The 13,784-nt window shown below is 71.2% G+C and carries 15 protein-coding genes; 8 read left to right on the top strand and 7 right to left on the bottom strand.

The genetic code is table 11. The annotated features are described in order from the left end of the window. Window positions 1–741 precede the first annotated feature (741 nt). Entirely contained in the window at window positions 742–1,074 is a 333-nt protein-coding gene (locus CLV63_RS19455; protein WP_106584582.1) for a VOC family protein, read from the bottom strand. A gap of 61 nt (window positions 1,075–1,135) precedes the next feature. On the opposite strand from CLV63_RS19455, the gene CLV63_RS19450 reads away from it, so the two are divergent. Together CLV63_RS19450 and CLV63_RS19445 are read left to right on the top strand one after the other, a co-directional pair. Then, window positions 1,136–1,582: a MarR family winged helix-turn-helix transcriptional regulator gene (locus CLV63_RS19450; RefSeq protein ID WP_106584581.1), complete on the top strand. Its 447-nt coding sequence runs from the start codon at window positions 1,136–1,138 to the stop codon at window positions 1,580–1,582. A 329-nt stretch (window positions 1,583–1,911) separates the two neighbouring features. Further along, entirely contained in the window at window positions 1,912–2,724 is an 813-nt protein-coding gene (locus CLV63_RS19445) for a UTRA domain-containing protein (protein ID WP_106584580.1), read from the top strand. 51 nt (window positions 2,725–2,775) lie between these two features. Here the strand turns inward: CLV63_RS19445 and CLV63_RS19440 are convergent, their stop codons facing one another. After that, window positions 2,776–3,687, bottom strand: a complete 912-nt coding sequence (locus CLV63_RS19440; protein WP_245928915.1) for a helix-turn-helix domain-containing GNAT family N-acetyltransferase — start codon at window positions 3,685–3,687, stop codon at window positions 2,776–2,778. Between the two features lie 93 nt (window positions 3,688–3,780). On the opposite strand from CLV63_RS19440, the gene CLV63_RS19435 reads away from it, so the two are divergent. The 3 genes from CLV63_RS19435 (at window position 3,781) to CLV63_RS19425 (ending at window position 7,548) form a co-directional block, all read left to right on the top strand. Continuing rightward, window positions 3,781–5,157, top strand: coding sequence for an FAD-dependent oxidoreductase (locus CLV63_RS19435; protein ID WP_106584579.1), 1,377 nt, complete (start codon window positions 3,781–3,783; stop codon window positions 5,155–5,157). Window positions 5,158–5,189: 32 nt separating this feature from the next. Further along, window positions 5,190–6,389, top strand: coding sequence for an MFS transporter (locus tag CLV63_RS19430; protein ID WP_245928914.1), 1,200 nt, complete (start codon window positions 5,190–5,192; stop codon window positions 6,387–6,389). A gap of 106 nt (window positions 6,390–6,495) precedes the next feature. Further along, a complete protein-coding gene (locus CLV63_RS19425; RefSeq protein WP_106584577.1) occupies window positions 6,496–7,548 on the top strand; it encodes a flavin-containing monooxygenase in 1,053 nt (350 codons plus the stop codon). Between the two features lie 239 nt (window positions 7,549–7,787). Here CLV63_RS19425 and CLV63_RS19420 read toward each other — a convergent pair whose 3' ends face one another. From CLV63_RS19420 to CLV63_RS19415, 3 genes are all read right to left on the bottom strand, one after another. Further along, entirely contained in the window at window positions 7,788–8,114 is a 327-nt protein-coding gene (locus tag CLV63_RS19420) for a hypothetical protein (RefSeq protein ID WP_106584576.1), read from the bottom strand. A gap of 198 nt (window positions 8,115–8,312) precedes the next feature. Then, complete coding sequence (locus CLV63_RS35045; protein ID WP_281260746.1) at window positions 8,313–8,447, bottom strand: hypothetical protein; 135 nt, start codon at window positions 8,445–8,447, stop codon at window positions 8,313–8,315. A gap of 88 nt (window positions 8,448–8,535) precedes the next feature. After that, on the bottom strand, window positions 8,536–9,288 hold the full coding sequence (locus CLV63_RS19415; RefSeq protein WP_106584575.1) for a GntR family transcriptional regulator: 753 nt from the start codon (window positions 9,286–9,288) through the stop codon (window positions 8,536–8,538). Between the two features lie 126 nt (window positions 9,289–9,414). On the opposite strand from CLV63_RS19415, the gene CLV63_RS19410 reads away from it, so the two are divergent. Both CLV63_RS19410 and CLV63_RS19405 read left to right on the top strand, forming a co-directional pair. After that, the gene (locus CLV63_RS19410) at window positions 9,415–10,131 is read left to right on the top strand and encodes a phytanoyl-CoA dioxygenase family protein (RefSeq protein ID WP_106584574.1); all 717 of its coding nucleotides are present in this window, start codon (window positions 9,415–9,417) and stop codon (window positions 10,129–10,131) included. Beyond that, entirely contained in the window at window positions 10,119–10,547 is a 429-nt protein-coding gene (locus CLV63_RS19405; protein WP_211301381.1) for a hypothetical protein, read from the top strand. The genes CLV63_RS19410 and CLV63_RS19405 overlap by 13 nt, the downstream gene beginning before the upstream one ends. Before the next feature lie 48 nt (window positions 10,548–10,595). Here the strand turns inward: CLV63_RS19405 and CLV63_RS19400 are convergent, their stop codons facing one another. Both CLV63_RS19400 and CLV63_RS19395 read right to left on the bottom strand, forming a co-directional pair. Next, window positions 10,596–11,807 (bottom strand): MFS transporter, encoded by a 1,212-nt coding sequence (locus CLV63_RS19400; RefSeq protein ID WP_106584573.1) that lies wholly within the window; start codon window positions 11,805–11,807, stop codon window positions 10,596–10,598. 261 nt (window positions 11,808–12,068) lie between these two features. Next, on the bottom strand, window positions 12,069–12,788 hold the full coding sequence (locus CLV63_RS19395; RefSeq protein WP_245928913.1) for a TetR/AcrR family transcriptional regulator C-terminal domain-containing protein: 720 nt from the start codon (window positions 12,786–12,788) through the stop codon (window positions 12,069–12,071). Window positions 12,789–12,857: 69 nt separating this feature from the next. Between CLV63_RS19395 and CLV63_RS19390 the strand changes: the two genes are divergently transcribed. Further along, a complete protein-coding gene (locus CLV63_RS19390) occupies window positions 12,858–13,574 on the top strand; it encodes a DUF998 domain-containing protein (RefSeq protein ID WP_106584572.1) in 717 nt (238 codons plus the stop codon). Window positions 13,575–13,784 lie beyond the last annotated feature (210 nt).

The following is a 13,784-nucleotide window of genomic DNA, read 5'->3' as shown; positions in this document are numbered from 1 at the left end:
ATGGAGGCGTATGTACTTTTTGTTCTCGTGATGCAAGGTGACGGGGCGCTGATTCGGACCCCGCGGCAAGATCATGTCCATCATTCGGACTGACATATGACCGGGGCGCTCGCCGCGCGGCCGAATTCCGGCGTAGTGTCCCTTTTTCGCGGGCCGTGCAGACCAAACGGGCGGCGGGATAACCATCCAGCCGTCATGCGGGTGCTGTCTGGATGGCGACCCCCAATGGCTGCCCACCATGTGAGACAACCGGGTTTGCGGGGCGCAGCATCCAATTCTCTGACCTGCGCATCAGTGCGCTGCGCCGCAATGCGGCGGCGCAGCGATCCCACCCCCAACGCCGCGGTGGTCTACCGCGCGCGCCCGACCCACCGCCCGCCGTCGCTGCCCCGTCGCCTGCCCCAGCCCTCGCACACCCCCGGCCGACGCACCCGAGCCCTCGGCCCCCACACGCCCTTGCTGCTGCTTCCCCACCGCGCACACCGACCGTTTCAGCCCAGCCCCAGATCCCGTCCCCTCATGTGCTTCCTTTTCACCCTGAGGACTGTGGCCGCGACCTGGCTCGCCTCAACGGCCAGGTCGCAGCCACAGTGGGTCCCTCAGCGATGACCGGCGGAAGGCCGGCCGTCGCGAATGCGTCTGCGCCGACCGCAAACGCAGCCAGCGGCAGCAACGCTCTCAAGAGCGGGCCGGATCGCTTCGGGTCTCGCCCGCCGACCCCTGATGCGATCAAGCGCGGTCTCATGCCTGCTGGGACAGGCTGAACTCCACACCCTGGTCGTCTTTGCAGTGTGCGAAGAGACCCGACGGGATGGTGACCGGGTCTTCCGCCGTGCCGCCCAGCTCGCGCACGCGAGAGACGGCGGCGGCGATGTCATCGACGGCGAAGTAGATGCGCGGGTGTCGCGTCGCATCGTCGTGCGGCGATCCGCCCATGGGCTCGGACCCCTGGATCATCGAGTAGCCCGGGAAGTTGCCCTCGTTGAACTTCCAACCGAACAGCGAACCCCAGAACTGCTGCGTCGCATCGATGTCGGTGCTCGGCAGCTCGAAGTAGGTGACCTGTCCATTCATAACCGTTCCCCTTTCGACATGTCAGCTTCCTGACATAAGAACACTATGTCAGACTACTGACATGAAGCAACACGAGACCGTCGGCGCTGTGGACAAGTCGGTGGGCTACGTCATCAAGCAGGTGCAAGCCGCGCTCAACGCCGCGATGGACGGGGTACTGCGACCGCTCGGCCTGACCGTCGCCCAGTACGCATGCCTCGAACTGCTCGGGCAGCACCCCGGACTGTCCAACTCCGAACTCGCCCGACGCGCCTTCGTCACCCGCCAGTCGATGAACCTCGTCCTCCGCCGCCTCCAAGAGCGGGGCATGCTCACGAGGCCCGACCAGCCCGCCCATGGGCGGGAACTGCCCACCGAACTCACCCCGGCCGGACGCACGACGCTGCATCAGGCCAGCGTCGCCGTACGCGCCGTCGAACAGCAGCTGTTCTCCCCGCTGTCCCAAACACAGCAGCGGCGACTGCACGATGACCTGGCCGCCTGCGTGACCCCCGCGCCTACCGACTAGCCGCCCACCGAATCCCCAGAACCGCATCGCCGCGCCCCACTGCCAGGATCGGCCGACGACACGCCCCGGCCCGGATCACACGTGGCGCGCGACCCGATCCACACCCGGCGTCGCACGAACCACCACGGCCACCCACCCCGCCCACGCGGGGCTCGGAAGCCGTCCATATTGGCGGACAGGATGTGCAGGGGTTCGCCCCCGCGTACGCGGGGTTTGATCGCTTACTGCTTCGTCCTGGTCCCAAGGCTTATGCTTCAGGCCACGCGGCCGGAGCAAGCTCAATAGGGGGCTAAAGTCGGGCGGGTTTCGACCAGTAGGGGACGACCAGCGTGGATGCGAGGACGCTGCACGACATTGCAGCCATCATTGACCCACTCGACCGAGCCAGTGCGGCTTCGGGCGCGATGGGGACGCTACAAGGTCAGTCCGTCGAGCTCTCCCGGATCCGCAGGGCCGCGATCATCGAAGCGCAGGAGTCCGGCTTGCGGCAGGATGACATCGCGAAACGTCTCGGCGTATCGCCGGGCCGGGTGTCTCAGATGAAGAAGGCCGGCGGCGACGCCAATCACCGGGCGCCAACTGGGCCGCTGCACCCGCGCCCGCGCGTACTCGTCGAACGGGCACTTCCCACACCGCCGAGCGTGCGGGGCTCGAAGTCGCTCTACCTCACCGAGGCCGATCGGCAAGGACTCACCCCGGCTCGCAAGATGCTGTTCGTGGGCGCCGAACCGGCGAACGAGCACGTCGCGGCGGCCCTGCGCGTGGACGCTGAGGGCGACGTCATCGCGCGGCGCAAGATGTTCTGGGCCAACGATGTTCCGGTCCGGATCGCGACGTCCTACTTCCGGACCGACGTCGCCGAGGGGACGCGCCTCGCTGGCGAGGGGTTCGTTCTCCCCACACTGCAAGACGCCATCGAGGATCTCGGACATCACTTCAGCCACGCCACAGAGACGCTGACCGCGCGCCCGCCGACGCCATACGAGGCCGACCTGCTGGACATCCCGGGCGAGTGGGTCGTACAGGTACTGCGGGTCAGCGTCAGCACCGATGACGTGCCGATTCACGCGCTGGAGACGATCTGCGCCGCGACCCGGCACACGTTCCCGATCGGTCAAGCAGTAGGCGGCGACCAGTTCTGACCCGTGCGAAGGCACCGCGCCCGCGCAGCGAGGCCGCGGCTCGCCGAACGTCTATCCACACACCGGGCCCGGGGTTTCGGGGGCGTCGTTGCGGCGGCGTTCGAGGAGGACGGTGTCGCGCCAGGTGCCGTTGTGGCGGGCGATGCGTTCGCGGATGCCCACGGTGCGGTACCCGGCGGACCGGTGCAGGGCGAGGCTCGCCTTGTCCTCGGGGAACACCGAGGTCTGGAGCGTCCACAGGCCGTCGGCGTCGGCCGCGGTGACCTGGCGGTGGATCAGCGCCTTGCCCACGCCGCGCCCGCGGGCGGTCTCGCGCACATGGACGGAGGTCTCGGCGACCCCCGCGTAGACCGCGCGTGCGGATACCGGGGCGAGTGCCGCCCAGCCGACCACTTCGCCGTCGCGTTCGGCCACCCACCGGTGCCCCTCGTGCCATGCGGCCGTGAGGTCGTGGGGGTCCGGTGCTTCGGTCTCGGAGAGGTCGTGGGGATCGTGGGGATTCGGTGCTTCGATCTCGAAGGCGGCCTGGCCGGTGGTGGTGCCTTCGGCGTAGATGCGTCGCACGGTGTCGAGGTCGCGGTCGTCCATGGGGCGCACGGTGACGTCGGCGGGCAGGTCGGTGGGGCAGCAGGGGCGGGAGTCGAGCAGGCCCATGACCGCGTCGGCGGCGTGCGGCAGTCCGCTACAGCAGGCGGGGTTGATCGCCACGCGTGTGGCGGTGCCGTCCTTGGTGAGCGTGACGAAGCCGACCTCGGCGAGCTTGCGCAGGTGGTGGGAGACGGTCGGCTGGCCGATGCCCAGCGCCGACGCGAGGTCCCCGACAGTGGCGGGGCCGGGGGCCGAGGCCACGGAGTGCAGGAGGCGGACGCGGGTGGGGTCGGCGAGGCAGGCGAACCAGGCGGCGTAGGTCTGGGCGTCGCCGGACGGCAGGGTCGGCAGTGGCGCGTGCGTCGTGATGGTCACCCACGCATTATCGACCACGATCGATGATTGCGTCCATCGATGACCATCGATACAGTCGCCCTTAATCGACGCACATCGATGAAAGAGGTTGTCGTGAGCGAGGAACGTCCGGTTGTGGTGATCGGCGCGGGCCCGGTAGGGCTTGCCGCGGCCGCGGAGCTGGCCGAGCGCGGAATGCCGGTGCTGGTGCTGGAGAAGGGCGACCGGGCCGGCGCAGCGGTGGCCGAGTGGGGCCACGTCCGACTGTTCTCCATGTGGCGCGACCTGGTGGACCCTGCCGCCGCCACGCTGCTCGCCGCCACTGGGTGGGACCGGCCCGACGATGCGGCCTATCCCACCGGCGCCGAGTGGGCCGCACGGTACCTCGCGCCACTCGCGGCCGCGCTGGGCCCGCGCGTGCGCCTCGGCGCCGAGGTCACCGGGGTGAGCCGGCAGGGACGCGATCGTGTCGTGGACACCGGGAGGGACGCGCAGCCCTTCACCGTCCACGTCCGCCTTACCGGTGGACAGGAGGAGCGGATCATCGCCCGCGCGGTGATCGACGCCTCGGGCACCTGGGGCTCCCCCAACCCGGTGGGCGGCGACGGGCTTCCCGCTCTGGGCGAAGCCGCGGCCGCCGAACGGATCTCCTACCGCGCCCCCGACCTCACCGAACCGGCGCAGCGGGCCCGCTACGCCGACCGGCGCACCGCGGTCGTGGGGCGCGGCCATTCGGCCCTGACCGCGCTGGTGGCCCTGGCCGAACTCGCCGAGCAGGCCCCCGCGACCCGGGCGGTGTGGGTATTGCGCCGGGGCGACGTCGGTGACGCGTTCGGCGGCGGGGCCGCCGACCAGCTCGCCGCCCGGGGCGCGCTGGGACAGCGGGCCCGGGCCGCCGTGGCGGCCGGGCGCATCGAGGTCGTCACCGGCTTCCGCACCGACGGGGTGCGCCGCGCCGAAGGCGGCCGGGTGGTGCTGGTCGACGACACCGGGCGCGAACTGGACGCGGTGGACGAGGTCGTGACCCTGACCGGATTCCGCCCCGACCTCTCGTTCCTCTCCGAGATCCGCCTCGGACTCGACCCCACCTTGCAGGCCCCGGTGGAACTGGCGCCGCTGATCGACCCCAACGTGCACTCCTGCGGCACCGTCTACCCCCACGGAGTGGCGGAGCTGTCGCACCTCGAGCAGGGCTTCTACCTGGCGGGGATGAAGTCCTACGGCCGGGCGCCCACCTTCCTCGCGCTGACAGGGTTCGAGCAGGTCCGCAGCATCGCCGCCGAACTCGCGGGCGACCACGAGGCCGCCGCGAGGGTCGAACTCACCCTGCCCGACACCGGTGTGTGCGGCGGATCGGGCCTCTTCGACGCACCCGAATCGGCAGCGGGTGCGGCCGGGTGCTGCGGTCCGGACCCTGAGACGGTCGAGCCGACCCGTCCGTCCCTGACCCGTCCTGCCCTGACCCGTCCGTCCCTGCCACTGCTGAGATGAGTCGCCCGGCACCGAGCGGCCCGGCTTCCGGGATGGCGGACGCTCCGGGCGCCGAACGGGCGCTGGTCGCGCTGTGTGTCACCGTGACCACCAGCTACGGGGTGCTGTTCTACGCCTTCCCGGTGCTCGCTCCGGCGATCAGGGCGGACACCGGCTGGTCGCTGGGCGCGCTCACTGCGGCGTTCTCGGGCTCACAGGTGGTGGCCGGACTCGCGGGGGCCGTTGTGGGCCGGTGGTTGCAGGCGCGCGGCCCGCGCATCGTGATGACCCTGAGCGCGGGGGCGGCCGTGCCCGCGCTGGTCGCGATCGCCCTTGCACCGTCCCTGTGGGTGTTCGCGGCGGGGTGGCTGGCGGCGGGCGCGGCGATGGCCGGACTGTTCTACCCGCCGGCCTTCGCCGCGCTCACCGCCTGGTACGGCGGCGGCCGGGTGAAGGCGCTGACCGCACTCACGCTCGTCGCGGGGCTGGCCAGCACGATCTTCGCCCCGCTGACCGCCGTCCTGGAGCACGCAATGGGCTGGCGCGGCACCTACCTCGTGCTGGCCGGTGCCCTGGCCGTGGTGGTGCTGCCGCTGCACGCCCTGGCCCTGAACCCCGCCTGGCGGCAGCGGGCCCCCGGCACCCGCACCGGTCGCACGCGCACCTCCCAGGTGCGCGGCGTGGTGACCAGCCGGGGCTTCGTGGCGCTGGCGGCGTCGTTGTCGCTGGGCGCCTTCGGGGTGTACGCGGTCGTGGTGAACCTCGTCCCCCTGCTTCAGGCCCGAGGGCTGGATACCGCGACGGCAGCGTGGGCTCTGGGGATCGGCGGCCTCGGCCAGGTGCTGGGGCGGCTGGTCTACGCTCCGCTGGAACGGCGCACCGGCCCGGTTGCCCGCGCGGTGGCGGTGCTCGCCACCTGCGCGATCAGTACGGCGTTGTTCGCGGCCGTGCCCGGCCCGCTGGTCGTGCTGCTGCTCATCGCCCTACTCGCCGGAATGGCCCGCGGGATCTTCACCCTGGTGCAGGCCACCGCGGTGACCGACCGGTGGGGAACCGACGACTACGCCGTCCTCAACGGGATCCTGCACACCCCGCTCATGCTGTGCATCGCCCTGGCCCCCTGGGCCGGTGCGGCGATGGCACCGGTCTTGGGCGGCTTCCCAGCGGTGTTCGCCGTCCTGGCCGCGCTCGGCGCCCTCGGGGCGTGCGCGGCCCTGGCCACCCGGGACCCCGCGTCCACTCCCCCCACCTGACCCGACCCGCCCACGTCCATTGGCAGACGCCCTCGGCGACGGCGGCCGCGCCGCACGCCCGTCCCTGTCCCATGCCCGTGAACCCCCTCACGACCAGGAGCACGTGATGCCCGAGTACCCCTTGCTGATCATCGGCGGCGGCCAGTCCGGCCTGGCAACGGCCCGCGCCGCCAACCGCCGCGGTCTCCGCCCCCTCCTCCTGGACGCCGCTGAGGACGCCGGCGGGTCCTGGCCGCACTACTACGACAGCCTCGCGCTGTTCTCCCCTGCCCGCTTCTCCGCCCTGCCCGGGCGCGCGCTGGGCGGCGACGGGGACCGCTACCCGCGGCGCGACGAGATCGTGGACTACCTGCGCGACTACGCCACCCACCTGGACGCCGACATCCGCCACGGCCACCGCGTCACCCGGATCCAAGCCGAGCACGGCGCCTTCACCGCGATCACGGACGACGGCGGCAGCTTCGCCGCCCGTGCCGTGGTCGCCGCGACCGGGGGTTTCTCCCGCCCCTACCGGCCCGTGCTGCCCGGTCTGGCGGACTTCACCGGCACCGTCCTGCACACCGCCGACTACCGCCGCCCCTGCCCGTTCGCCGGGCAGCGCGTCGTGATCGTGGGAGCCGGGAACTCAGCCGTGCAGATCGCCACCGAACTCGCCGACACCGCGCGCGTGACGCTGGCCAGCCGGTCCCCGATCGCCTGGGCGAACGCCCGCCCGCTGGGGCGCGACATCCACTGGTGGTTCGTGCGCACCGGCCTGGACTCCGCGCCCCTGCGCAAGATCTGGCTCAAGGGACCGGTGCTGGTCAACGACGACGGCCGCCACCGGGCCGCGTTCGCCACCGGCAACCCCGACCGCCGCGCGATGTTCACCCGCCTGGAGGACGGCAAGGTCGAGTGGTCGGACGGCACCCGGGAGAGCATCGACACCCTCATCCTGGCCACCGGCTACCGCCCTGCCCTGGACTACCTCCACGGCACCGGGGCCCTTGACGACGGTGGCGCCCCGCTGCACACCGGCGGTGTGTCGACCACCGTGCCCGGACTGGGCTACGTCGGGCTGGAGTTCCAGCGCAGCTTCTCCTCAGCCACCCTGCGCGGAGCCGGCCGCGACGCGGCTCACGTCATCAGGCATTTGCGCGCCGGTCGCACGTGGCGATGACGACCGCCGGAGCCCGCCCCGCCGGCCCCCGGCAGCTCCCACCGGATCGTGGCCGGGATGCCGCCTGCCTCCATCCAGGGCTGAATCGTCGCCGCCCGGCCAGGGACACATACCCCAGGGCGATCGGCCCGCACGGGTCGGACTGACCGCAGGTCCACCCCATGCGCGGAACTTGGAGGGCCTGATGGAACCTTCGGGCGTGGGTGGCCTTCGCTCTGGGCGTGCATCTGGCCGTCGGGTCAGTTCGCCTGATCCCGGCGCATTACGGCCCGCCACAGCGCGCGGTACACCCACATGGCTGTGGCCGGGACCGCTACCAGCAGTGCAATTCCCGCGTACATCAACTGGGTCACCTGCCCACGGGCACACCAACCCTCGATCCCCGGATCCAGCATCGTCCGGCATTCCCCGAAGTACAGGCCGACAGCGGGAAGCGGGCCCACCAGCAGGAAAGCGGACGCAAGCCAGGCAATCACGGCGATGACCGCAGCAGGGACAGGGGATACAGGGGACAACGAACGGTTGATCATCAAACTTCCGATCCGGATCTCGGCGCCGACGATCACCCAACCACACCGTGTGAACCCGGAGTCAAGAGGAGGCGGAGCGGTCCGCCGCTCGGAGTTGGAGACCGACAGTGACCAGCCCCGACCGCTACCGTCCTCGCCTCCACTTCGATGATCATCGCGTGAACTTGTCCCGGAGATCCCCGCATGCGCGGGGATTGGGGTCCGCTGGCCGCGCTCATGATCGCGCTTCCCGGTTCACCCCCGCGTGCGCGGGGATTGGTCCTCATACGCCTCCTGCTCAGAGAGGTCCGGCTTGTCCTTCTCGGGCGGCGGACTGGTGCATGCGACGACGACCAGGACAGCGGCGCCGACCAGGGGGAGTGCCCTCATGATTCTCCGATCATCCAGAGGTGATCGGGATGCTGTGCCGGACTCGCCCGCTACGTCATGGTTTCGCCGAAGGTGGCCACGGTCGCGATCAGGGGGTTGCACTCGTGTCGCGGTCGATCGCGTACCCGATCTCGAAGCGCTCCGCGCTGAGCACGGTGGCGTTCACCTCCAGGACGCGCCCGCCGGGGGTGCGGGTGGTGCGGACGATGCGCAGCACGGGCACGCCGGGCGCGAGCGCGAGAAGGCGGGCCTCCTCCGGGCTGGGCATGCGCGCGGAAATGGCCTCTTCCCATTCGAGGGGGCTGTGTCCGGCTTCCTCCATGCGGTCGTAGATGCCGCCCGGCCCGGTGTCGGGTTCGGCAAGTACCGGCAGTTCGGCGACCGCGTCGGGGGACAGGTAGGAGACGGCGACTTGGGTAGCCTCGCCCGTGTCGGGCTCGCCCATGATCCGGGAGCGGGCGGTGACGTCGCCGCCCGGCTCGACCCCGAGGAGGCGCGCCACGTCGGCCGGGGCGGGCACGCGGGTGATGGTCGGGGTCTCCAGCGCGCGCCAGCCCTGGGCGGTCCGGTCGAAGAAATAGCCGATGTCGTCGCGGTAGACGCGGCGGGACCGGGTCAGGCGTGTGCGCGCCGGGCTCCGGCGCACGACGGTGCCGCGTCGGCGCACCTTCTCCACCAGCCCCTCGGCCTCCAGTTCCTCGACGGCGCGGCGGACCGTGGTGCGTGAGGCGCCGTAGCGCTCTTCGAGGTCGGTCTCGCGCGGCAGCGTGGTGCCGGGGGCGATCTCCCCTCGGATGATGGCCTCGCGCAGTTCCCCGGTGATGGTCTCCCAACGCGCCATGGCTGCCTCCTCTCATTGGCTGCGTTCTCTGGCCACCAGGATAGGTCACTACCTATTGACCGGTGTCAGCAGGAAGCGCACCATTAATACATCACTACCTAACTAAATGTAACTAAAGGTGGCCCTATGCCCGTGTCATCGGTGCGGCCCGTCAACATCAGCCGCTACACCCGGCTCGGCTACGCCCACGTCGGCCCGTGGGCCGACCGTGCCGAGGTCGACGCCCTCCGCGCGGGGATCGACCCGGCGGCGCCGGTCACCGCCAACCCCCACCTCACCCTCCCCGCCATCGGCGACCTCGTGTGCTCCCCCGAGGTGACCGCGACCGCGCGCGCCGTCATCGGCGACGCGCTGCTCATCGAGAACACCTTCCTGATCATCAAGGCTCCGGGTGCCGACATGGTCGTCCCGCCGCACCAGGACGGCACCAACGACCACCTCACCCTGGACCCGGCGCGCGCCGTCACCCTGTGGCTGGCGCTCACCCCCGCCAGTGCGGACGCGGGATGCCTGCGGGTCGCCCCCGGCTCGCACGCGGGCGGGTACCGGCGCACCCGCCGCGCGGACACCCCGGGCCGCCCGCTGACCATCGCGGGCCCGCCCCCGGGGGTGTGGACGGCCGCCCCCGTGGAGGCCGGTCACGGCCTGGCCATGGACCCCCGCCTGGTCCACTTCAGCCCCGCCAACAGGACCGCGACGCCGCGCGTGGGCCTGAACATTCGCTTCGTCACCCCGGCGGGTGCCGGATGCGCGACGGCACCGACCCCGCCCACCTCACACCCGTCCCGGCCGCCGCCCGGTGACCGGACCGCCAGAGAAGGGAACCCCCCATGTCCACCCTGACCATGTACGACCCGGCGGTGGAGCCGGTGACCCGCGTGCGCGTCCTCGTCGGAGAGGACGGCGACGACGAGCGTCGCGGCGACAAGAAGGCCATCGCGTTCTCCGACTGCCGGTACTACTGCCCCGACGAGGCCACCGTCCGTCGCGTCATCGAGTCGCTGCGCGACTCCGACGAGCGGCTGCGCGCCCGCCCCGAGGAGACGATGCTCTGGGACTGGCAGAACACCTACTGGGAGGCCGAATCCGACAACCCCAACGGCGGCGGCACCGTCCTGCTCGGCGTGGCCTGGTACGACGAGGAGTTCTACACCGACCGCAAGGACGCGTGGCTCGGCACGATGCACACCCGCATCTACCAGAAGCTCGGCGTGCCCATGGAGGACGTCACCGTCACCCACTGGCGCCTGGACGCCTGATCCGCTGAACAGCAGGCCCGCCCTGATGGGGCGGGCCTGCCCGCGTGTTCAAACCCGCACCGGCGCAGGGCTGAGCCGGGGTGCCATGGCCAGCCCCGCCACGGCGCACCCGGCCAGCGCCAGTCCTGAGGCCGCGAACGCCAGCGGCGGGTGGACCACGACGTAGAGCGGGACGATGAGCATCCCCGCCGTGCCCGCCGCGCGGATGACCATCTGGTCGGTGGCCAGCAGCGCCACACGCGCGGACTGGTCGAACTGGGAGGCGAGGACCCCGTGCAGCGCCACTCCGGAGATCGGTGCCGCCGCCCCCGACAGCAGCGCCACCCCCCACAGCGCCCAGAGGTTCGGCGCCGCGCCCATCCCCGCCAGGGTGAGGCCGCTGGCCAGCCACGCCCCGCAGTACACGGTGAGCCACCCGCCGCCGATCCGCGCGTTGCCGACGACGAGGTTGCCGGCCAGTGCGCCGGCGGCGGTGATCGCGGTGATGACCCCGTAATCGGCGGCGTCGCCATCGAATGTCGTGGTCAGCAGGATCGGCATGCCGATCGCCGCGGCGGACCCGGCGAAGATCCCGAAGCCGTGCAAGCTGACCGCGAACGCCACCGCGGGGTGGGCGCGCAGCAGCGGCAGCGCGGCGGGCAGTTCCCTGTCCTCCTCCTGCTGGGGTGGTGCTGCGGTGCCCGCGTGGCGGCCGATCGCCCACAGCGCGGCCGCGCTCACCGCGAACCCGCCGGCGGTCAGCCAGTAGAACTGCACCTCGGAGACGAGCAGCAGCAGCGCCCCGGCCGATCCGGGACCCAGGATGCGCGCGATGCGCCCGGTGAGGTCGAGCAGGCCCATGACGGGCTGGGCGTCGGCGCGGTCCACCAGGCCCGGGACCAGGCCGGGCAGCACCGGGTCGATCAGCGCCCCGGTGATGCCGAGCAGCAGCGCCACGGCCAGCAGCGCGGGCGTGCGCGCCTCGGGCACCGCCCACAGCAGCGGCAGCACCCCGACGATCCCCGCCCGCGCCAGCTCCACCCCGGCCAGCCGGGGCAGCGTCGCCATCCGGGCGAGGACGCGGCGGCCGACCGCGCCCATGATCACGTAGGGCACCGACTCCAGCACTGCGACCAACCCCATGAGGAACGCGGAGGCGGTGGTCTCCCATACCAGCCACATCACCGCTAGGGCGTAGAGGCGGGCGCCGAGCACGGCGAGGAGCTGGGCGGCCCACAGCCCGGCGATCCGGGGTGTCCCCAGCAGCCGCGCGTACCCCATGGGCCTTTTCCTGTCCCTCGTATCCGTGATGGCACACCACTGTGCCCTAGGCCCAAGGTCGGCGGGGGCTGTTCGCCGGAGCGCGCGGCCACGCGGTTCACCCCCGCGTGCGCGGGGATTGGGGTTAATGACCTGGCGCCTTGTGGCGTGTTATCGAAATGTGATGGACAGTCGCGGTCGTCTGCTTTTCCCCGTTGCCTCAGCGGAACGGCATGCTTCATCGTCGCTCAACGCATCGAGCGATGCGATACCCCGAACTCCCTATTCGGGGCCGGGGGCGTTCTGCCGAAGGGGTCTCCCCTTGGTGTCGCGTAGGAGTACGGCCATGCCATCCACGAGCAGCCTTAGCCCCTGCTCGAACGCCTCGTCGCTTTCGGGTGGGCCGCCTTCGGCGATGGCAGCAGACAGCATGGGCGTATCCGCGTTCGACGCTGACGGCGTCTCGGTGCCTCGTCCTCGCGGCCTGTCCTCTGCGGTACCCGGGTCGTCTTTGTGGCGACCGCCCTGCGCGCCCTGCTCTTCCATGACGAAGCCGGTGACGAAGTGGCCGATGGAGATGATCGATCGCATCGCCTCGACCGGGGTGAAGCCGAAGCCCACCAGCACCGTCAACTCGGCGTCGAAAGCCCGGGCCGCAGCGGGGCCGGACCGTGCCCCCACGACCAGCCGCGCGCCGTCGCGGCGTGAGAGGAGGAGGTGACGACGTTCGCGGGCACGGCGGGTGACCCACGCTGACCAGCCTTCCGAATCACGTGGACCCGGTGCCTCCCGTGGCGACTGAAGATGCTGGGCCATCAGGTCCAGCAGTTCGCGCTTGTCGCGGAAATGCCAGTACAGGGCAGGTGACCTGACCCCCAGCTCAGCAGCCAGGCGACGGACTGTCAGGCCGTCCAGCCCGACTTCGTCGAGCAGTTCCACGGCCGCAGCGGCGACAGTGTCGGGTGCGAGCCCGGTGCGTTTGATCTGCCCTTCATCGTCCACGACTTGACAGCTTAGCAGCGATAAGGAACCTTAGCGCCGATAAGGATTGAGCATTGCTAAGGAGCCGCCATGCCGTCACCACCGTCATCGACCCCCGCGGCAAGCAGGGCGACCCGGGTCCTTCTCGCTTTCGGCGCGGCCCCGCTCCTGTTCGTCGTCGTGCTCCTCATCGCGGGCGCACTGCGGCCCGGCTATGACCCGCTGCACCACTGGGGAAGCGAACTCAGCTTGGGCGACGGCGGGTGGGTGCAGACCGCCAACTTCGTCGCGGTCGGCCTGCTGACCACCGCCTTCGCCGTGGGCGTTCGCCGAGAACTGGACGGCGGACGCGGTTCGGTGGCGATCCCGCTGTTCACCGGCCTCTTCGGGATCGGCCTGGTCGTCCAAGGGATCTTCCCCGTTGACCCCTACGTCGGCTACCCGCCCGGGAGCGAGGGGACCACCGAACCCACCCTGAACGGCGTGGTCCACGACCTGAACATGTTCCCCACCTTCGGAGCGCTGACCGCCGCCATGTTCGCCGCGGCCTACCGCTCCATGGGGCGTCCTGGGGAATGGGCGTGGACGATGCTCACCCTTGCCGCAGGCGTCCTCACCCCCGCGACGATGATGATCGCCGCCCACCAGTTCGACAGCGCAGCCCAGACAGGGGCGTTCCACGGGCTGTGGCAGCGGGTCAGCCTGGCCATTGGGTTCGGGTGGTACGCACTGCTCGGCGCCCGCCTGCTGCGAGCAAACTCGCTGAGCAGGAAGCCGCCATCAACCGCCGCATTGAACGATGGATAGCGGGGTCCTGGCCGTCCTCGGAAGGCGGCTCCGGTTCGCTGGGCGGCCTTGTCCGCTGTCGGCGCCCTGTCCCCGGTGGGAAAGAGCAGCAGCGGTGAGCCCGCACCCACCAAGCCAACCGGACCCGGCCCCGGACTCGCCACACCCACGCCCGCACCCGCCCGGACCAGTGCGCTGACCGAGGCCGCCGTTGCGCTGCTACGGCGGTCG

The sequence above is a fragment of the Murinocardiopsis flavida genome (assembly GCF_003014485.1).
GTDB classification, from domain to species: Bacteria; Actinomycetota; Actinomycetes; order Streptosporangiales; family Streptosporangiaceae; genus Murinocardiopsis; species Murinocardiopsis flavida.
The sequence above is the reverse complement of the archived record's forward strand: the minus strand, read 5'-3'. Positions and strand labels throughout refer to the sequence as shown.

What these genes read in the sequence shown, in the direction of transcription:
- CLV63_RS19455 (WP_106584582.1), bottom strand. Translation starts at nt 1,074, where the DNA reads ATGAATGGACAGGTCACCTACTTCGAGCTGCCGAGCACCGACATCGAT.
- CLV63_RS19450 (WP_106584581.1), top strand. Translation starts at nt 1,136, where the DNA reads ATGAAGCAACACGAGACCGTCGGCGCTGTGGACAAGTCGGTGGGCTAC.
- CLV63_RS19430 (WP_245928914.1), top strand. Translation starts at nt 5,190, where the DNA reads ATGGCGGACGCTCCGGGCGCCGAACGGGCGCTGGTCGCGCTGTGTGTC.
- CLV63_RS19425 (WP_106584577.1), top strand. Translation starts at nt 6,496, where the DNA reads ATGCCCGAGTACCCCTTGCTGATCATCGGCGGCGGCCAGTCCGGCCTG.
- CLV63_RS35045 (WP_281260746.1), bottom strand. Translation starts at nt 8,447, where the DNA reads ATGAGGGCACTCCCCCTGGTCGGCGCCGCTGTCCTGGTCGTCGTCGCA.
- CLV63_RS19415 (WP_106584575.1), bottom strand. Translation starts at nt 9,288, where the DNA reads ATGGCGCGTTGGGAGACCATCACCGGGGAACTGCGCGAGGCCATCATC.
- CLV63_RS19410 (WP_106584574.1), top strand. Translation starts at nt 9,415, where the DNA reads ATGCCCGTGTCATCGGTGCGGCCCGTCAACATCAGCCGCTACACCCGG.
- CLV63_RS19405 (WP_211301381.1), top strand. Translation starts at nt 10,119, where the DNA reads ATGTCCACCCTGACCATGTACGACCCGGCGGTGGAGCCGGTGACCCGC.
- CLV63_RS19400 (WP_106584573.1), bottom strand. Translation starts at nt 11,807, where the DNA reads ATGGGGTACGCGCGGCTGCTGGGGACACCCCGGATCGCCGGGCTGTGG.
- CLV63_RS19390 (WP_106584572.1), top strand. Translation starts at nt 12,858, where the DNA reads ATGCCGTCACCACCGTCATCGACCCCCGCGGCAAGCAGGGCGACCCGG.